The following is a 19,277-nucleotide window of genomic DNA, read 5'->3' as shown; positions in this document are numbered from 1 at the left end:
CCTATGATTACTAAAATAGCCTGGAAAAATATTTGGCACAAACCCCTAAACACTGCGCTAAGCATAATACTGCTTACCGCCAGCGTGGCCATAATAACCCTGCTGATTTTACTACAACAGCAGTTTGAAAAAAAGTTTAACGACAACGTAGACGGTATAGACCTTGTGTTGGGCGCGCAGGGCAGCCCGTTACAGCTTATACTCTCGGCAGTCTACCAGGTAGATGCGCCTACGGGTAACATAAGCTACGACGAAGCAAAAGTATGGATGCGAAAGCCATCGGTTAAAGAGGCTATTCCACTGGCTTTTGGCGATAACTACCGTGGGTTCCGCATTGTAGGTACCACGCCGGGCTACCTTTCGCATTTCGGCGCTACCATTGCTTCTGGTAAAGTGTTCAATAAAAATTTTGAGGTGGTAGTAGGTAGCGACATCGCCCGGAAAATGAACCTTAAAGTAGGCGATACGTTTTTTGGTTCACACGGCGATGCTGCAGAGGGCGAACTTCATAAAGACCACGCCTATGTAGTTACAGGCATTGCCACACCTACCGGTAAAGTGGTAGATAACCTTATACTGAGTAATGTAGCCAGCGTGTGGGCCATGCACCACGAACACGGGCATGAAGAGGAGGGAAGCGTAGCCGATGCCCATAACCATGAAAGCCACGAGCACGACCATGAGGGTCATGATGCCGCTGCCCATGAAGACCACCATGAGCATGAAGCACACCACCATGAAGACGAGGCCATTAGCGAAGAAGGGCAGGAAATTACCGCTGTATTGCTTAAATTCCGCGGGCCCCAACCCGTAATCATGTGGCCCCGCATGATAGCCATGAACACAAAAATGCAGGCTGCCGCGCCGGGCCTGGAAATCAACAGGTTGTTTTCATTATTTGGCATAGGCTTACAGGCGTTGCAATACTTGGCTTATGGTATTATGCTTATTTCGGGGATTAGTATATTCATCGCGCTATACAACACGCTTAAAGAACGCAAATACGAATTTGCATTATTGCGCGTTAATGGAGCAAGCCGCCTACAGCTTTTACTGCTGGTACTTATAGAAAGCCTGTTGCTTTGTGTTACAGGGTTTATCTTTGGCACTATTGTTGGGCGTATAGGTTTGCAGCTTATTTCGGGCAGTAGCGAATCAGAATTTAAAATGGCGTTTAACCCTTATGAGTTTGTTTGGGACAAGGAAGGATATTTACTGGCGCTTACTATCTTTGTAGGGATAATAGCGGCGGTTATTCCGGCTGTAAAAGCATACTCACTTAATATTTCTAAAACTCTTGCAAATGCATAAAACCCTTATTATAGCCGCTGTGGCATTATCTGGTGTAGTACTTACTTCATTGGGTTTACCCGAAAGTACACCCACACATAACACTGTTACTGTAGCCCATTCCGAGTCATCAAAGCCTTTTTCAGATACCCTTAACTGGAAGTTACTCGGGCAAATTAAGTACATTAAAAAGCCAAGCAAAGATTATCCTGAAGGGGTTATGTACCCTATTATTAATACCCAGCTGAAAGCAAAACAGGGCAAGCAGGTGGTTATGACAGGTTTTGTGGTGCCTATAGACAATAAAAGCTACGCGCTGAGCAAAAACGTATTTGCATCGTGTTTCTTTTGCGGTAAAGCAGGGCCCGAAACCATTATGGGTATAAAAATGAAAGAGCCTATGCGCTTTAAAACAGACCAGTATGTAACGCTGAAAGGAACGTTTCGTTATAACGACTCTGATGTGGAAGACTGGATTTATCATATAGAAGATGCCGAAGTGGTAAAGAAATAAGATGAAGTTAGCCGATAAAAAAGCCGTTTTTTTTGACCTGGATCATACGCTGTGGGATTTTGAAAAAAATTCGGCACTGGCGTTTGAGCAAATACTTACGGAAAATAAAGTAGGCGTAGATGTAGCCGAGTTTGTTTCTATACATGTGCCCATTAATGCCCAGTACTGGAAACTGTACCGCGATGGCTTGGTTACGCAACAACAGCTGCGCTATGGCCGTTTAAAAGATGTATTTAATGCGCTTAATTATGAGGCAGACGATACGCTTATAAATACCTTAAGCGAACAGTATGTAGCTACTTTGCCGCTTAACAATCATTTGTTTGACGGTGCCATAGAGCTGCTGGAATACCTTAAACCGAAATACGCGCTGCACATTATAACCAATGGTTTCCACACCGTGCAGGAAGGTAAGATGAAAAACAGTGGCCTCGATGCGTATTTTACAACGGTTACAAACAGCGAAAATGCAGGCTGCAAAAAGCCCCACCCGGATATTTACCACTATGCCCTTACAGCCGCAGGAGCCGAGAAACACCACAGTGTAATGATAGGCGACTGCATAGAGGCCGATGTTCAGGGCGCTTTAGATTACGGTATAGACGCTGTTTTTTTTAACGAGCACAAGGTAGATGCCCCGCAGCATATACTCCAGGTAAACCACCTTTTGGAACTTAAAAATATTTTGTAAATGAAGAAACTCGTACTTTTAATAGCGTTTTTAGCCTCGGGGCTACTTTCCGCACAGTCAGAGATTATAAACAACTATAAGTATGTTATAGTGCCGCGCAAGTTCGACTTTTTTAAGGAGGCCGATCGTTTTAAGCTTAACACGCTTACGAAAATGGCGTTTGAACACTATGGTTTTAAAGCCTATTTTGATGATGAGCAGTTACCCGTTGAGGTAGCCATGAACCGTTGTAACGCGCTTTATGGTAACCTGGACAATGCTTCGGGTATGTTGTCTACAACCATTTATGTGGTGTTAAAAGACTGTAACGGTAAAGAAGTGCTGCGTTCAGGTAAGGGAAAGAGTAAAACAAAAGAGCTTCAAAAAGCGTATTATGAGGCCACACGCGCCGCTATAAACTCGTTAAAAGAAGTTGCATACAATTATGTAGGAGATGCCGCTGCAGCGCAGTATCTGGCAAGCCAGGGGGTTATACTGGCTGCGGCTCAGTCTCCCGCAGTAAACCCGGCTAACAATGTACCTGTACAGGTACAGCCCGAGGTAAAACCACAACAAACGGTAAACGAAAACACCTTGTTTGCACAGCCCATAGCTAACGGTTACCAACTGGTAGACAGCACACCTAAAGTGGTACTGAAAATGTACCGCACCTCGCAGCCGGATTCTTATTCGGCTAACGGAGAGGGTAAATCAGGTGTGGTGTTTAAAAAAGGCAACGACTGGTTTTTTGAATATTACGTAAACGACAAGCTTGTAAGCGAAAAACTAAGTATTAAGTTTTAGTCTGGGTTTCTTAGCTTCTGAGTTCTTGAGCCACTTAGCTACTTAGCTATAACCATATTTTGCAAAAGTAAAAAAGGCTTCCTCTAATATTTACAGAGGAAGCCTTTTTTATGTATCATAATATCATAAAGCTTAGTAGATCAGGTACTTAGCAACTAAGCGACTCTTAATATCCATATTTCCCATTCCAGCGCTTGCGCAGTAAATCCCTATCCGCATTTTCCCTACTGTTAGCTCCCGGCTCGTAGAACGTTGTATTGCTAATTTCATCGGGTAAAAACTCTTGTGTGGCAAAATTATTATCGTAGTCGTGGGCATATTTATAGTCGTCGCCATAGCCCAGTTCCTTCATTAGTTTTGTAGGCGCATTACGCAGGTGCAGCGGAACAGGCAGGTCGCCGGTTTGCTTTACTATGCTCTGTGCTTTTCCTATAGCCATATACGTGGCGTTGCTTTTAGGCGAATTAGCCAGGTATACCGCGCACTGGCTGAGTATAATCCGTGATTCAGGATAGCCTATGGCACTTACCGCCTGAAAGGTGTTGTTTGCCATAATAAGTGCCGTAGGGTTAGCATTACCTATGTCTTCGCTAGACAGTATCAACAGCCTTCGGGCTATAAACTTCAGGTCTTCGCCGCCCTCAATCATCCGGGCCAGCCAGTACACCGCCCCATTTGGGTCGCTGCCGCGTATGGATTTTATAAAAGCGGAAATAATGTCATAGTGCTGCTCACCGGTTTTGTCATACAAAACCGTATTTTTTTGTACCAACTGCATTACGCGGTCGTTTGTAATAACAATGTCGTCGCCCTCGCTGGCGTTAATAACCAACTCAAAAATATTCAGCAGCTTACGGCCATCGCCCCCGCTAAGGCGCAGCAGGGCTTCGGTTTCTTTAAGGTCTATGTTTTTGGTCTTCAGTATATGGTCGGCCTTCATGGCACGATGCAGCAACGCTTCCAGATCGTCTCGCGTAAACGCATTTAGTACATATACCTGGCAGCGCGAAAGCAATGCGGGAATCACTTCAAAACTTGGGTTTTCGGTAGTGGCGCCTATAAGCGTTACCCATCCGCGCTCTACGGCCGCCAGTAACGAATCCTGCTGGGATTTGCTAAACCTGTGGATCTCGTCTATAAACAGAATCGGGTTTTTAGAGGTAAACATGCCGCTGCTTTGCTTCGCTTTGTCTATAACCTCGCGCACATCTTTTACACCGCTGTTTATGGCACTCAGCACAAAAAACGGACGGTTACTTTCCTGCGCCATAATCTGCGCCAGGGTGGTTTTTCCTGTACCCGGAGGCCCCCATAGTATAAGCGATGGTATAATGCCACGGGCTATCTGCTGGGTTAAAGAGCCATTTGGCCCTACCAGATGCAGCTGGCTTATATATTCCGATAAATGTTGCGGGCGTATGCGTTCTGCTAATGGTGCTTCCATGGTGTAAAATTACGTATTTGGTACAAAAAAGCCTCTTTTAAAAATGCTAAATACTAAGCGTGGCGTATTTCCGTTTTAACATAAACCAAATCCTAAACCAATGTACCGACTGTTGTTTCTTACTTTTTTTGTGTATTCTTGTGTGTTCGCCCAGCCGAAATTGTTTCGTTTTCTCGATGGGGCTACAAATACACCGCTACAGGATGCAGATGTTTATACCGACTCTGTGTTTGTGGGCGCAGCCAACTACAACGGAAACATTAAAATTGATGCTTCGGGTAAGTATAATAGCGTTATCATTAGTCATGTTAATTATTACAGGCGTATTATACCGAAAGATTCTTTGGCTATTAAAAAAGTATTTAAGGTAACTAAGCGCGATAATGTACTGGATGAGGTAGTGGTAGACTCCCGTGCCGATAAGGATAGCACAACTTTACCTTACACTAATTTTTCTTTTGGGATGAAAATTGCCAGCCCTGTTGAGGCTTCTGCGGGGGATAAGATTACAGCGCTTAAATTTAGGGTAACCAATGCCCATGGAGTTAAAGGGCTTAATTTTCTTCCTTTTAAGGCTAATGTGTATGCGCTAGACAGCATCACAAAACTACCGGGAAAGCCGCTTTTGCCTCAGGATATAGTTGTTGAAAATAAAAATGGAGCCACCTGGGCTACCAAAGATATTTCAAAATACCATATTAAAGTCCCCAGGCAAGGTGCCTGCGTGGTTTTTATTATTCCGGGTTTGGAAAGTTTAGACGAGGGTTTTTATAAAACCTTTACGGTAATGTCTAAGGTGGGCGCCATATCGGCAGTGCCCTACCTTAAATTGGAACGTGGCAGCCACAAAAATAGTGGGTTTATTTACGACAGTTTTATAGATATGAATACCGGAATAACCAGCCCACAGATATGGAAACGAATTAAGGGAGCACGCTATATAATGGATGTTGAAATTGAGAAAACGAGGAAGTAGGTTTTGTAGAAATTAAACGTGTGGGTATTTGGGTAAGTATTAGAATTGGCAAAGCGCTTTTTTGGGTATATACCGGACTGCCATTTTAACAGGAAAAAAACTTTGGATGCTTTTTTGAGTACCTTGGGGCATGAAACAGGATAACGAACCCTTTAAGTTTTCGCCCTCTGTAATTTTATGGCCGCTTACTGCAGTGCTTGCCATCTGGATTTGTTATTGGGTCGAAATAAAATACCATTTATACCTTACGCAATACGGCATTTTACCACGTACATTCGTGGGGCTGCGCGGCATAGTGCTCAGTCCTTTTTTACACGGCAGCCTGGAGCACATTTATAACAACAGCATCCCGCTTTTTCTCCTCATTGCCGCCCTGCGTTATTTTTACCGAAGGTACGCGCTACAGGTAATTATGTATGGTGTGCTTATATCGGGGTTTATTACGTGGCTCATAGGGCGGGGGGGAAGCTACCATATAGGCGCCAGCGGACTTATATATGTACTGGTGAGTTTTATATTTTTTAAAGGCATACAAACGGGTTATTACAGGCTGGTGGCACTATCGTTAACCATAGTGCTGCTGTACGGCAGTATGCTGTGGTATGTGTTCCCGGGGGTAGATGAGCAGGTAAGTTGGGAAGGGCACCTGGGCGGATTTTTGGCGGGTTTCCTTTTTTCTAAGGCTTACGATACGCCGGAGTATAAAAACAGGCACATTGTATACGACTGGCAAAAACCCGACTTTGACCCAAAATCCGACCCGTTTATGAAACGGTTTGACGAAAACGGCAATTTTGTAAACCCACCGAAACCGGAAGACATGGAGGTAGTGGATGCCGAGATTTTATCGCCACCACAGCCTAGTACTACGTTACCCGTGCAGGTGGTTTATGTTTATTTACAAAATGATAACAGTAAATAGGTATTTTTACCTCTTGCCATTATCTGGAGATTTTGTAGCTTTAGAAGCTTTTACATACCAATCGTTACTAACCAATTAACAACGTTTTAATGAAAAAATTATCTTTGATTGTATTGACAGGAATCTTTGTTGCTTGCGGTTCAAAACAAAAAACAGTAGCATATCAGTCGCCTCCGGTTCCTGTAACTGACGCCGAAAAGCCGCTTTCTGAACTTGGCAGGTTGCATAAGAATTTAATTACTTCAGAAAGTTTTATTAAAAGCAACCAACTCATGGAACGCTTTGTTGAAAAACTTGTACCGAAGCCGGGGCAAAATAAAGAAGTACAGCCACTGCTTTCTAGCGATATACTTTTGCTTAAATGGATAAACGACAATCTTAGCAAGACGAATTTTAAAAGCGTTGACGAAGCTTCTGAGTTGTATAATCAGATTAAAGAGTTTTCTATAAAGAGCCGTACTGAAAATGAGGAGTATTATAGGGTATGGGCTAGCTGTTCTGATGAAAAAGAGCGCGAAAAGTACCCTCCTCATCCTGTTGACGAGACGTTAGAATATTAGCAACGTTTAATTACTCGCAATTGTACAATATGTGTTACAAAGAAAGCCGCGTTTGAAGAATCAAATGCGGCTTTTCTGTTGTATTATAATTTTATGTAAAGGTTACATTCTTTGCCTCACTGCTTCGTAAAGGAACGCGCCACAGGCTACCGATACGTTTAATGAAGATATAGTACCGTACATGGGTAGTTTCGCTTTGTCGTCTACAATTTTAAGTACCGATGGGTTAATACCTCGGTCTTCGCTTCCCATAATTATAGCCACAGGTTCGTTAAACGAAACATCGTAAATGGTGTTTTCTGTTTTTTCTGTCGCTGCTATGGTTTTTATGCCCGACCCTTGCAGGTGGAAAATAGCATCTTTAATGTGCTCTACTTTACAAATTGGTACATTAAATACAGCACCGGCTGATGTTTTTACCGTATCGCCATTTACGGGTGCCGAGCCCTGCTTTTGTACAATAATACCGTCTACACCTGTACACTCTGCTGTACGTATAATGGCGCCAAAGTTGCGCGCATCACTCAGTTGGTCCAATATAAGCAACAGGGGTGTTTTTCCGCTTTCAAGCACGGTTTCAATAAGCGTTTCCATATCATGAAACTTTACCGGCGATATGCTTGCCACCGCGCCCTGGTGGTTGTTTGGCGTAAGTCGGTTTAGCTTTTCTACAGGTACGTAGGTAAAGTTAACGCTCTTTTGTTTAAGTACTTTCAGCAATTCGCGCATCAGGTCGCCTTGGGCGTCTTTCTGTACAAAAACCTTGTCTACTTCTTTTCCTGCGTTTATTGCTTCAATAATGGCACGTATGCCAAATATCTGGTATTCTTTTTCCATAGTGCAAAGGTATAAAAAAACCACCCTGAAAAGGGTGGTTTCTGTAGTATGTTAAGAAAACTACTAATATTCGTCTTCCTCAAAGCCTGTACGCTTGGTTCCTGCAAATATAAGTGTAGTGCTTTTGTCGTAGTCAAATACCCCTTTAAAGTAGATACTGTCTACTGCTACACCTGTTTTAGAGCGTCCTGCGTTTTTCAAAACTTTACCTTCGGTAATTGTTACTTTAGAATCGTCTGCAAGGTTAGCAGCATCTGTAGCACTAAAGGTAAGGTTTGAATTGTTTACATTAACAACAGACTCCAAGTACCAGCCTGTAAATGAAGAACCAGAACGGTCGCTTATCCACATGCCGCCTTTGTTGTCGTCATAGGTTTTATGAAATGCATGTTGTACATACACCTCACCTGTGGTTGCATCTGTAATGTCAATCCACCATTCTCCGTTCATTGCCTCACTAGGAGCTCCGCCTTGTTTGTAGTCAGCGTATCCGTCGTCGTTACATGATACAAGTACAGCAGACATAACAACTGTCAGGGCCAACAAACTAGTTTTTATATTTAATATTTTCATAGTCCTTAAAAAATTAGGTTATCGGATAAAGTTCCTTACAGCAGTACCGTAAGTTGCAGAAGCATATAGCACCCAGGTAAAGTTATCAGGAGATATTATGGTACCGATGTTTGATTCTACATCTATACCCGTTGCAGAAACATCTTCCTGGTATGGGGCATAGATACGTGTATCGTCAATATTGTAGAACGTAAACTTGATAAGAATCGACGGGTCACTTAGCGATAAACCACCCGCATTGTCTGCAGTGTATACCCTATCGGCAATTCTTACCACGTTATTTGGGTTCCCATTTCGGTAGAATGTTCCGGAAAGGTCTACCGTACTTGGCGCAGCGCTAAGTACAATTACGATCCTTCTTTTTTCTGCCGAAAATCCATCTTCGTTTACTGCAGAGTAGTAAAGATTATAAACTCCGGGTGTATTTGCGTCAACCGTTCCTGTTTTGGTTAATTCCACTTCTTCATCACCAATTGTCGCTACTGCTCCCGGATCAGAGAATGTAGCGCCTTCAGTAATTACTGTTATAGCATCGCCATTAAGTGTAATTATAGGATATACTGTTACCTTAGACCCTATAGGATCTTCGTAACTGCACGATGTAAAGCATACTGCTAAAACTAGTGCTATACTGGCTAAAAGTATTTTTTTCATAACTTAATTATTCAGATTTTTTATCCCACCATACGTTTTCTCTCAGGTTGTTGTGCTGGGTAATGTTAGGGTTACGGCTTGCTTCGTCATCCGGGTAGAACAGTATGCTTGGAACATCTGTACCAGAGAATACCGAAATCAACGATGGAATCCTGTTACCTATAGCATAGTTTTCACTTCCTTCAGGTACTACTTCAGGGAATTTAGTACGAGTGCTTTCAATAAAAGTTTCTATCGTGCTGATATAAGCAAGACCAGCCCATTTTTGAATAATTACCTGCCTTACATCTGTTTCCACATTACCTGTAGACTGGAACTCATACGCTCCGCCTGCATTTGTAAAAGTAGTTGCATCTGCGGTAGCATCTAACCCATAAAATTCTTTATAAATGCTAAACGAAGCATCTACACCAGCGTCGTACTTAGCTTTTGCACCTGTTCCGCCTGCATACCTTATAAGGGCTTCTGCCTGTAAAAAGTTGCTTTCTGCGATTGTAAGGAAGAATACTGGTGTAAGGGGTCCAATGTTAGGACGGGCATAAGAAATGGCAGTGTTGTTAAACGTGTTACCTGTACCCTGAGGTATAGAAGGGTAGGTGTTAGACGAAGTTGCCCTGTATGCAGCCCTTAAACGAGGGTCAGCGTTATCTGCGTAAAAATCGTGTAACGTATTACTTGCTACGTGATTTACGTCTCCAAGACCCGTTTGTGCTAGGAATGTTTCATAGAACGGGTTCCTTTTATTAGCTGAAGTTGTAAAGTTCTTAAAAGCTGCATCTTCAGTTATAAAATTACCTTCCGTTAATAGGGCATTAACCGCAGCAGGATTTGCCTGGCTGGTGTAAGCCATACGGATGTACATTTTTAGCTTTAGGGTATTAACAAACTTAATCCACTGGCTTATGCTGGCACCATAAATAACATCCTGAGTACCTACACTTGGAGTGCTCGGATTTGCATTGTACGCAGCAACAGCAGCATCAAGTTTAGTAAGCAGGTCAGCGTATATAGCCTGGCCAGAATCTGTTTTTGGAGTAATATTTCCACTTGTACCTTGTAGTGCCTCAGTATATGGCACATCACCAAAAAGGTCTACAAGCAGCTGATAAGTATACGCTCTAAGGGCTTCTGCAATCAGTGCAGTTCCTGTATCGTTAGAAGCATTAGCTTGCTCCGTTACATATTTAAGGTCGGTAAGTACACCAGCGTATAACTGCGTCCACGGTGTGTTAGCGTACGCCGTGTTTAGGTTATACGAGTCGATGTTTTCAAACTGGCTTGCCGATGGAGCCTGAGTGTGGTACTGGGCATAAAAACCGCCCAGGTTTGTAAGCTCACCTCCAACTACTGCTGCAAGGGTAGATTCAGCAGATGTTAGTGCTAAACCTGCATTGATCTCTCCCGGATAGTTAGGGTCTGTATTGATATCAAGTTTTTCGTCGCAAGAAACAAAAAGACCTAATACAAAAACTATGAGTATTTTATTTATATTTTTCATATCCTTTTGTTATTTAGAAGTTAGCCTTTAAGCTAAAGCCAAGACTGCGTGTAGAAGGGTTTGCGCTAAATTCCCCAAACTGGCTAGACAAGTCATTACCAAATGTAGAAACCTCTGGGTCTATGTACTGGTTACTAGATGGTGTCCAAAGGAAAAGGTTGCGTCCTATTACTGATGCAGATAGTGAATTAATGAAAGTTCCTTTAAGAAGGTCAGATGGTAGCTTGTAACTAAGTACCACTTCACGAAGCTTTACAAACGATTTATCTATTACATTAGCACGTGCATTAGCATCTGCCCTGTAGTAGTCATCCATATACTCTCCACTAACAGGAGTAGTGTTAGGTGTGTAGGTAACAGCTCCGTCTGCACCTGTTGTTTTAACTACAGAATTAGGAACAATAAACGGCTCACGACCATTGTACGTAGTAGTTATAGAGTTTCCGGTAAAACGTGTAATATCTGCTGTTCTTGAATACATAAGACCACCTTGCCTAATATCAAATGTAAAGTCTAATGACAGGCCTTTCCAGCTGATGTTGTTTGTAATACCCATAGTATAGTCATACTGAGAGTCGCCATATATCTGCTTTGTAGAGGCAGCTACCGGTACACCGTTTGCATCAACAACTACGTTTCCGCTAGGATCTGTTTCCGGAACGTAACCTTTTATTAAACCTACCGGTTGCCCTTTCTGAGCTATATATTCATAGGTGCTTAAGCCACCAAGAGGTACAGTAGTAAGCCTAGGGTCCAGTTCTTCTAGTACAGATCTTGCTTTCGTGTAATTAAGGCTGGTAGACCATCCAAAACCTTCGGGGTTTTTAGCCCAGTTAAAAGTAACTAAACCTTCAAAACCTTTTGTCCTTAGCCTACCTACGTTAGCTACCTGAGATGTGTAACCAGATGAAGGGGCTAATGCCAATGAAAGAATTTGGTTATCTACTCTTGCGTTGAAGTATGTTGCATCTACAGTAACAAAGTTTTTAAACAGCGATAGCTCTGTACCTACCTCAAACTCTGTTCTGATTTGTGGCTTAAGGTCAGGGTTAGGCATCCTGTTACCTATAGTATAGGCACTTATTCCGTTTATAGGGTAAGTTAGGTTACCAAAGCCCATACCTACGTTTGTAGGAACAAATACGTTTTGTACTTGGTAAGGGCCTGTATCTCCACCGGCAGTACCGTAACCGGCTCTTAGTTTACCGTAGTTGATTACTTTTTCTATACCTGGTAAAGAACGGGTAAATACCCAGCTACTGTTTACACCGGCATAAAGTTGAGAACGGTTTGCTGCAGGTAGTGTAGAGTACCAGTCGTTACGCACGTTACCGGTTAAGAATAGTTCATCTTTATAAGAAAGTGTTGTAGTATCGTAAAGGCCATATATTTTTCGTTGATCTATATATGTTCCCACCACAGGAATTTCTGCACTGTTAGCAAGTGAATAGAAGCCCGGAATATCTTGTGAAGCTACAGAAGCGCTTAGGCTGGTTGTTCTTACATCGTTAATGTTTAAACCTCCAGAAGATGAAAGTTTAATTTGGTCTGTAATATCTACATTAAAGTTAGCCAGGATATCGTGGTTAACCTGCTTGTAGTTAAACATGCTTTCAGAGTAGCTGCCAGGGCCTTCGGTTGTAGATCCGTCGTTAGGGCTGCCCGGTAGAGCATCTATACGCGCAGTCCATATTTTAGTGTGGTCGTTATAGCTGTCAAGACCAAATCGGTAGGTAAATGACAACCATTTTGTAGCCTCGTAGTTAAACTCCGTACTGGCAAGAAAACGTTCTTTTTTGTTCTTACTTCCGTTTTCGTTTAGTGTAAAGTAAGGGTTTGTAATACCGTAAGGAGTGTAGTAGTTGCTTACATTATGGAAATCTCCCAGATAGTCCTTAAATTCTGTGATAGGAATATCGTTAGGTATTTGCATAAGGTTGTTGTAAACTGTAACACCTTGTCCTGTAGCTACAGATTTTCCGCTCGTGTTTATATAGCTTAGGCTACCACTAATGCTTATTTTATCCACTTTTGTAGCACCTGAAAGGGATAGGTTATTTCTCTCAAAAGAGTCGGCATCTGTTGGGTAAATACCATCCTGAGCCGTATTAGAGAACGATAAACGTACAGTGCTGTCACCGTGGCCACCTGAAACTGATACCGAGTTAATCTTAGATGTACCGGTAGTAAAGAAGTTTTCAAGCTGGTCTTTCTGGAAAGAGTACGGCTTTATAAGCTGGCTGTTGTTTACAACATGGCCCCATATACGAGGAAGTCCGTCAAATTTAGGTCCCCATGATCCGTTTTCAATTAGGTAGTGGGTTCCATCCCATCCTTGACCAAATTGATTTTGGTACCTAGGAGTCCTGTTAATTTGAGTAAAAGTGGTTGTGGTAGTAAAATCGATAGATAATTTACCTTTTTTACCCTTTTTAGTAGTAATAAGGATTACTCCGTTAGCCGCCCTTGAACCATAAAGTACTGTTGCAGAAGCACCTTTAAGTACTGTCATGCTTTCAATGTCCTGAGGGTTAATGTCGTTGATACCGTTACCAAAGTCGTATCCGCCAGACAGGCTTGATGACGAGTTTGCTACGTTACTGATAGGAATACCATCTACAACAAATAGTGGCTGGTTAGACCCTGCAAGGGATTTAATACCCCTTATCATAATGCTTGATGAAGCTCCCGGGTCTGTAGACGATGCTGATATTACAACACCGGCAACTTTACCTTTAAGCGCATCTGAAACGTTTGCCTGCTCACCGCGTACAATCTCTTCAGATTTTAGCGTGGTTGTTGCAGCACCAAGAGAAGATTTTTCTCTTTTAATACCCACGGCCGTCACTACAACGCCTTCAAGCTCCTGGGCAGAGTCTGCCATTTTTACATTAATCGAAGCATTTGAAGCTTTGATTTCCTGTGTGGACATTCCCACAAATGTAAATACCAGAATTTGGTCTGGTGTGGCCTTAATCTGGAATTTTCCGTCAAAGTCCGTTTGTGCGCTTGTAGTGGTTCCTTTTACCAAAACGTTAACACCCGGAAGCGGAAAACCCGTCTGATCGGTAACAGTTCCTGAAACTGTTCTTTCTTGTGCAAATGAAATTTGCATCATTAACACGCAGAGCAATGTTAATAAAACCTGAAGTTTCGTTTTCATTAGTGAATCAATTGAGTTAGTCAATTTCAAATATCTGAATTTAAGTTAATGAAAACAATATATTTATGATAAATTTTAGATAAAGCGAAGTGTTAAAGCCTAAAAACGGCATTTAAATGTTAAAATTTTGTTTTAAAACTTACGTGTACTATTGAGTTTGAAAGCTTTACGTTTTGTGATTTTTCTGTGCCGTTTGCGTAAATTATGTTAAAAATCCCATTTGAAGTGAAAATTTTTGCTCCGAAACCGATTGAAAATAACCCGTTATTTTGGTTTGTAGCGTGGTCTTGATAGTAGCCAACGTCAAATATACTATGCAAGCATAAATTTTCTGATGCAATATACCGGTATTCGGTCATTACGAAACTGTACATATCACCCTGCAAAATGTTCTCGTTAAATCCGCGTATCGAATTTATGCCTCCAAATCTTTGTAGCTCATTTACTACAAAATTTTGACTGTTAAGGTAATACAGTTGCGTTTTTAAATAAATCAGATTTTTATTGTTTAAAGGAGCGTTGTAATCTGCTGTTGCTTGGGCAAAGTATTGGTCGCTGTTCCCTTTGTCGCTGTCGCGTTTTCCGTTGCCATATCTTAAATATAAGGTGTAGCGCTCGGGAAAAAATGTGTAGCGGTTGTCATAGGCTGCTGTTTCGTAAGTGGCGGTCCAGAATTTGCTGTTGTATCCACTAAGACTTGTGTCGGTTTGTGTAGTGCTTACCGATGTTGTGGCGCTTCGGCCGAGAAGTAGCTTTGTGTTGTATTTAAAATAATACGCTAAGTTTATATTAGAGACCGTATTTTGAAACGTGCTGTCTTGCCTGAATATCTGTAAATCGCCTTTTATTCCTATTGGGCTTTTAAAAATGTAAGGCAGTTCCAGGCTGGTATTAAAGGTGCTTTGCTTTTGTCCGTTGTTTTTCCAGTACAGGTTAAATTTCTCTCCGCTGTTTAAGGTGTTTATCAGCGTGAGGTCCAGGTAGCCGTTTAGTTTTAGTTTTTGCTGTTCATCGTTGCTAAATCCTATAAAACCGTCAAATGTATTGGCATTGGCTTTTTGCGCATACACATATATAGTAGTGGTGTCTTGCTTAAAAAGGATTTCCGGATAGCGGGGCAACGACACAAATCTTAGGTTATTAAAGGTTTGATATATCTTCTGAATGTTGTCTTTATTAAAAGGTTTTTTCTTGTATTGCTTTAAAATATTTCGCCTTATACTTTCAGGAAACTTTGGGTAGCCTTCTATAACGAGGTTGTCTACACTACGTTTTTTTTCGAGTGTAAGTTGTAGGGTAGTGTTTAGTGTATTGTTTTTTCTGGTATAGTTAGTTAGCTGAAGCTGGCTTAAGGCATAGCCTTTCTGTTCCAATAACGTAAGTTTGCCGGCCATAAAGTTTTCAATCCCTGCCGGGCTAAGGTTGATGGTATCTTCGGTAATATTTAGTAAATCTTTCTCGGATTCGGAAAGAAGTTTGGTTGCTACCTTAATGTTGGCTATGCGTGAACCCAGTTTGTACTGAAATAAGTAAGTGGAGTCGTTTAGTTTTATATTTGCGCTGATCTGCGATTCAAAGAATCCGGACGCGTAGAGTTGTGCTGCCAGGCGTTCGGTTTCGGCCTTAAGGCTTTTTGCGTTTGGGTGTACCTTTGCGTATCCTATAGAGTCGATAGAGGCAGTTTCGGTTTTTGTAGCGCCCTCGGCAGTAAGGTATACGTTTTGTGCTGCCGTTTTCAGGCAGAAAAATATACATATGTATATAAGGAGTGTTTTTTTCAATCGGGTGTTATTTCCGGGTTGTAAAAATAACGCAAATATTTGCTGAAAAATATGTGAAGGTTAACCTATTGGTAAGCCAGTTGAAAATTAATGAATTAGGATTTGTTTTATTAATTATAATTTCTACCTTTGCATGCCCGAAAAAATCGGGTTTTTAAAGAATTAGAAATTTTTAGTAATAATTATGCCAACAATTCAACAATTAGTAAGAACTGGGAGAACCCAGATAACTAAGAAGAGTAAATCGGCTGCTTTGGATTCTTGTCCTCAACGCAGGGGCGTTTGTACACGTGTTTACACTACAACACCTAAGAAACCTAACTCGGCAATGCGTAAAGTTGCCAGGGTACGTTTAACAAATGGTAATGAAGTAAACGCATACATCCCAGGTGAAGGTCATAACCTACAAGAGCACTCGATAGTATTAGTTAGGGGCGGAAGGGTAAAAGACTTACCTGGTGTAAGGTATCACATTGTACGTGGTGCTCTTGACACGGCAGGTGTTGCAGGTAGAACTCAACGTAGGTCTAAGTATGGTGCTAAGCGTCCTAAGCCAGGACAACCAGCAGCAGCTCCGGCAAAAGGTAAGAAAAAGTAATCATTAAAGCTTTTAAACAAAAGACATGAGAAAAAGACAGGCTAAAAAAAGACCACTTTTACCGGATCCTAAATTTAACGACCAGCTTGTAACACGTTTTGTGAACAACCTGATGTGGGATGGTAAAAAATCTACAGCTTTTAAAGTTTTCTATGATGCTATTGAAATCGTAGAAAACAAAAAACAAGACGCAGAAAAACCTGCTCTTGAAGTATGGAAAGATGCTCTTACTAACGTAATGCCGCACGTAGAAGTACGTAGCCGCAGGGTAGGTGGTGCTACATTCCAGATTCCTATGCCGATTCGTCCGGACAGGAAAATATCTATGGCCATGAAATGGCTTATACTTTATGCAAGAAGGAGAAACGAGAAATCTATGGCTCAAAGGCTTGCTACTGAAATCCTTGCTGCTGCTAAGGAAGAAGGTGCTGCTGTTAAAAAGAGAATGGATACTCACAAAATGGCTGAGGCTAACAAAGCGTTCTCTCACTTTAGATTTTAATTAAACAACACAGCATAAAGAACAACTAAAATGGCAAGAGACTTAAAATACACGCGTAATATAGGTATTGCTGCTCACATCGACGCCGGTAAGACTACGACTACAGAGCGTATTCTTTTCTATACCGGTAAATCTCACAAAATTGGTGAGGTTCACGATGGTGCTGCAACTATGGACTGGATGGCTCAGGAGCAGGAAAGGGGTATTACCATTACTTCAGCTGCTACTACTTGTACTTGGAACTTCCCTACAGAACAAGGTAAAAGCCTTCCTGAAACCCAGCCTTACCACTTTAACATCATTGATACCCCGGGTCACGTTGACTTTACCGTAGAGGTAAACCGTTCACTAAGGGTACTTGATGGTCTTGTGTTCCTGTTTAGTGCAGTTGATGGTGTAGAGCCACAATCTGAAACTAACTGGAGGCTTGCAGATAACTACAAAGTACCCCGTATGGGCTTTGTAAACAAAATGGACCGTCAGGGTTCTAACTTCCTTGCTGTATGCCAGCAGGTAAAAGACATGCTTAAGTCTAACGCTGTGCCATTGGTTCTTCCAATTGGTGAAGAGCAAGACTTTAAAGGTGTTGTAGACCTTATAAGGAACCAGGCTATTGTATGGCATGACGAAACTCAGGGTGCTACTTTTGATATTGTGCCTATCCCTGAGGATATGAAAGAAGAAGTTCACCAGTACAGGTCACAACTTATTGAAGAAGTGGCTGCTTACGACGAGAACCTTCTTGAAAAATACATGGAAGACGAAAACTCTATTACAGAGGAAGAAATCAACGAAGCGCTAAGGAAGGCTACCATAGATATGGCTATCATCCCTATGCTTTGTGGTTCGTCATTCAAAAACAAAGGTGTTCAGTTCATGCTGGATTCAGTATGTAAGTTCCTTCCTTCGCCACTTGATAAAGAAGCTATTGAAGGTACTAACCCTAATACTGGCGAGGCTATCTCTCGTAAGCCATCTGTTTCTGAACCGTTCTCTGCACTTGCATTTAAAATTGCAACTGACCCTTATGTAGGTCGTCTTGCATTCTTCAGGGCGTACTCTGGCCGTCTTGATGCAGGTTCTTACGTGTTTAACGCACGTAGCGAAAGCAAAGAGCGTATATCTCGTATCTACCAGATGCACGCTAACAAGCAAAACCCAATCGAATTTATCGAGGCTGGTGATATTGGAGCGGCTGTAGGTTTTAAAGATATCAAAACAGGTGATACACTTTGTGATGAGAAAAACCCTATCGTTCTTGAAAGTATGAACTTCCCTGATCCGGTAATCGGTATCGCTGTTGAGCCTAAAACTAAGGCCGACGTAGATAAAATGGGTATGGCTCTTGCAAAACTTGCAGAAGAAGACCCTACGTTTACAGTAAGGACAGACCATGCTTCAGGACAAACTATTATCTCTGGTATGGGTGAGCTTCACCTTGACATCCTAGTAGACCGTCTTAAGCGTGAGTTTAAGGTAGAAGTTAACCAGGGTGAGCCTCAGGTAGAGTACAAAGAGGCGATTACACGTGCTGCTAACCACAGGGAAACATACAAGAAACAGTCTGGTGGTCGTGGTAAATTCGGTGATATCGTATTCCGTCTTGAGCCGGCTGACGAGGTTGATGGTAAAGTACCAATGGGCCTTCAGTTTGTAAACGAAGTAAAAGGTGGTAACATCCCTAGGGAATTTATCCCTGCTATCGAAAAAGGTTTCAAAGAAGCTATGAAGCAAGGTCCTCTTGCAGGTTACGAAATGGACAGTATGAAGGTTACTCTTCTTGATGGTTCATTCCACCCTGTAGACTCGGATGCACTATCATTCGAACTTGCTGCTAAAATGGGTTACAAAGAGGCTGCTAAAGCTGCCGGTGCTGTAATCCTTGAGCCTATCATGAAGCTGGAAGTACTTACTCCTGAAGAAAACATGGGTGATATCGTAGGTGACCTTAACCGTCGTCGCGGTCAAATCAACAACATGGACGACAGGGCAGGTTCTAAAGTAGTTAAGGCTAGTGTGCCACTTTCAGAAATGTTCGGATACGTTACTACGCTTCGTACACTTTCTTCAGGTCGTGCAACTTCTACAATGGAGTTCTCTCACTATGCAGAAACACCTTCTAACATCGCCGACGAAGTAATTAAAAAAGCTAAAGGCAACGCTTAATTTTCAAGAAAATGAGTCAAAAGATCAGAATAAAATTAAAATCATACGATCACAGCCTTGTAGACAAGTCTGCTGAAAAGATCGTTAAAACTGTAAAAAGCACCGGTGCTGTAGTAACAGGTCCTATTCCTTTGCCTACACACAAAAAGATTTTCACTGTACTACGTTCTCCGCACGTAAACAAAAAATCTAGGGAGCAGTTTGAAGTAAGCTCTTACAAAAGGCTACTTGACATTTACAGTTCGTCTTCTAAGACTATCGATGCTCTAATGAAACTTGAGCTTCCTAGTGGTGTAGAAGTTGAAATCAAAGTGTGATAATTCCA

Annotated in this window: 18 protein-coding genes; 11 read left to right on the top strand and 7 right to left on the bottom strand. The window is 41.9% G+C overall.

Features of this window, described 5'->3' with window-relative positions:
- Positions 1 to 3: 3 nt before the first annotated feature.
- From ACLI08_RS10895 to ACLI08_RS10880, 4 genes are read left to right on the top strand one after another with little or no spacing between them, the layout of a single operon-like run.
- A complete protein-coding gene (locus ACLI08_RS10895; RefSeq protein ID WP_411428515.1) occupies positions 4 to 1,311 on the top strand; it encodes an ABC transporter permease in 1,308 nt (435 codons plus the stop codon).
- Positions 1,304 to 1,804 (top strand): hypothetical protein, encoded by a 501-nt coding sequence (locus ACLI08_RS10890; RefSeq protein ID WP_411428514.1) that lies wholly within the window; start codon positions 1,304 to 1,306, stop codon positions 1,802 to 1,804. Before ACLI08_RS10895 ends, ACLI08_RS10890 begins: the two co-directional genes overlap by 8 nt.
- Position 1,805: 1 nt before the next feature.
- A complete protein-coding gene (locus ACLI08_RS10885; protein ID WP_411428513.1) occupies positions 1,806 to 2,495 on the top strand; it encodes a YjjG family noncanonical pyrimidine nucleotidase in 690 nt (229 codons plus the stop codon).
- Complete coding sequence (locus ACLI08_RS10880; protein ID WP_411428512.1) at positions 2,496 to 3,278, top strand: hypothetical protein; 783 nt, start codon at positions 2,496 to 2,498, stop codon at positions 3,276 to 3,278.
- A 166-nt stretch (positions 3,279 to 3,444) separates the two neighbouring features.
- Here ACLI08_RS10880 and ACLI08_RS10875 read toward each other — a convergent pair whose 3' ends face one another.
- Positions 3,445 to 4,722, bottom strand: coding sequence for a replication-associated recombination protein A (locus ACLI08_RS10875; protein ID WP_411428511.1), 1,278 nt, complete (start codon positions 4,720 to 4,722; stop codon positions 3,445 to 3,447).
- Between the two features lie 100 nt (positions 4,723 to 4,822).
- Here ACLI08_RS10875 and ACLI08_RS10870 point away from each other — a divergent pair, with 100 nt between their 5' ends.
- From ACLI08_RS10870 to ACLI08_RS10860, 3 genes are all read left to right on the top strand, one after another.
- Positions 4,823 to 5,698 carry a hypothetical protein gene (locus ACLI08_RS10870; RefSeq protein WP_411428510.1) on the top strand — a complete coding sequence of 292 codons (876 nt, stop codon included), beginning with the start codon at positions 4,823 to 4,825 and terminating at the stop codon, positions 5,696 to 5,698.
- Positions 5,699 to 5,828: 130 nt separating this feature from the next.
- Positions 5,829 to 6,620 carry a rhomboid family intramembrane serine protease gene (locus ACLI08_RS10865; protein WP_411428509.1) on the top strand — a complete coding sequence of 264 codons (792 nt, stop codon included), beginning with the start codon at positions 5,829 to 5,831 and terminating at the stop codon, positions 6,618 to 6,620.
- An 89-nt stretch (positions 6,621 to 6,709) separates the two neighbouring features.
- Positions 6,710 to 7,180 carry a hypothetical protein gene (locus ACLI08_RS10860; RefSeq protein ID WP_411428508.1) on the top strand — a complete coding sequence of 157 codons (471 nt, stop codon included), beginning with the start codon at positions 6,710 to 6,712 and terminating at the stop codon, positions 7,178 to 7,180.
- 102 nt (positions 7,181 to 7,282) lie between these two features.
- Here ACLI08_RS10860 and rlmB read toward each other — a convergent pair whose 3' ends face one another.
- The 6 genes from rlmB to ACLI08_RS10830 all read right to left on the bottom strand — a co-directional run bounded on the left by rlmB (position 7,283) and on the right by ACLI08_RS10830 (position 15,686).
- Positions 7,283 to 8,017 carry a 23S rRNA (guanosine(2251)-2'-O)-methyltransferase RlmB gene (rlmB, locus tag ACLI08_RS10855; RefSeq protein WP_411428507.1) on the bottom strand — a complete coding sequence of 245 codons (735 nt, stop codon included), beginning with the start codon at positions 8,015 to 8,017 and terminating at the stop codon, positions 7,283 to 7,285.
- Positions 8,018 to 8,080: 63 nt separating this feature from the next.
- Entirely contained in the window at positions 8,081 to 8,560 is a 480-nt protein-coding gene (locus tag ACLI08_RS10850) for a lipid-binding protein (RefSeq protein WP_411428506.1), read from the bottom strand.
- 48 nt (positions 8,561 to 8,608) lie between these two features.
- Positions 8,609 to 9,244: a DUF5011 domain-containing protein gene (locus ACLI08_RS10845; RefSeq protein WP_411428505.1), complete on the bottom strand. Its 636-nt coding sequence runs from the start codon at positions 9,242 to 9,244 to the stop codon at positions 8,609 to 8,611.
- Positions 9,245 to 9,251: 7 nt separating this feature from the next.
- Entirely contained in the window at positions 9,252 to 10,742 is a 1,491-nt protein-coding gene (locus tag ACLI08_RS10840) for a SusD/RagB family nutrient-binding outer membrane lipoprotein (RefSeq protein ID WP_411428504.1), read from the bottom strand.
- Between the two features lie 13 nt (positions 10,743 to 10,755).
- Positions 10,756 to 13,860, bottom strand: a complete 3,105-nt coding sequence (locus tag ACLI08_RS10835) for a SusC/RagA family TonB-linked outer membrane protein (RefSeq protein ID WP_411428503.1) — start codon at positions 13,858 to 13,860, stop codon at positions 10,756 to 10,758.
- 164 nt (positions 13,861 to 14,024) lie between these two features.
- A complete protein-coding gene (locus tag ACLI08_RS10830) occupies positions 14,025 to 15,686 on the bottom strand; it encodes a hypothetical protein (protein ID WP_411428502.1) in 1,662 nt (553 codons plus the stop codon).
- A 184-nt stretch (positions 15,687 to 15,870) separates the two neighbouring features.
- Here ACLI08_RS10830 and rpsL point away from each other — a divergent pair, with 184 nt between their 5' ends.
- From rpsL to rpsJ, 4 genes are read left to right on the top strand one after another with little or no spacing between them, the layout of a single operon-like run.
- Positions 15,871 to 16,284: a 30S ribosomal protein S12 gene (gene rpsL / locus ACLI08_RS10825; RefSeq protein WP_322625160.1), complete on the top strand. Its 414-nt coding sequence runs from the start codon at positions 15,871 to 15,873 to the stop codon at positions 16,282 to 16,284.
- Between the two features lie 25 nt (positions 16,285 to 16,309).
- Positions 16,310 to 16,786 carry a 30S ribosomal protein S7 gene (gene rpsG / locus ACLI08_RS10820; RefSeq protein ID WP_411428501.1) on the top strand — a complete coding sequence of 159 codons (477 nt, stop codon included), beginning with the start codon at positions 16,310 to 16,312 and terminating at the stop codon, positions 16,784 to 16,786.
- 30 nt (positions 16,787 to 16,816) lie between these two features.
- The gene (gene fusA / locus ACLI08_RS10815; RefSeq protein ID WP_411428500.1) at positions 16,817 to 18,952 is read left to right on the top strand and encodes an elongation factor G; all 2,136 of its coding nucleotides are present in this window, start codon (positions 16,817 to 16,819) and stop codon (positions 18,950 to 18,952) included.
- 11 nt (positions 18,953 to 18,963) lie between these two features.
- The gene (gene rpsJ, locus ACLI08_RS10810; protein ID WP_020213633.1) at positions 18,964 to 19,269 is read left to right on the top strand and encodes a 30S ribosomal protein S10; all 306 of its coding nucleotides are present in this window, start codon (positions 18,964 to 18,966) and stop codon (positions 19,267 to 19,269) included.
- Positions 19,270 to 19,277 lie beyond the last annotated feature (8 nt).

Origin of the sequence: Flavobacterium sp. RNTU_13, from assembly GCF_046614455.1 — a bacterium.
Lineage (GTDB): Bacteria > Bacteroidota > Bacteroidia > Flavobacteriales > Flavobacteriaceae > Flavobacterium.
Note: the sequence above shows the minus strand (reverse complement) of the source record. Positions and strands in the feature narration are given on the sequence as shown.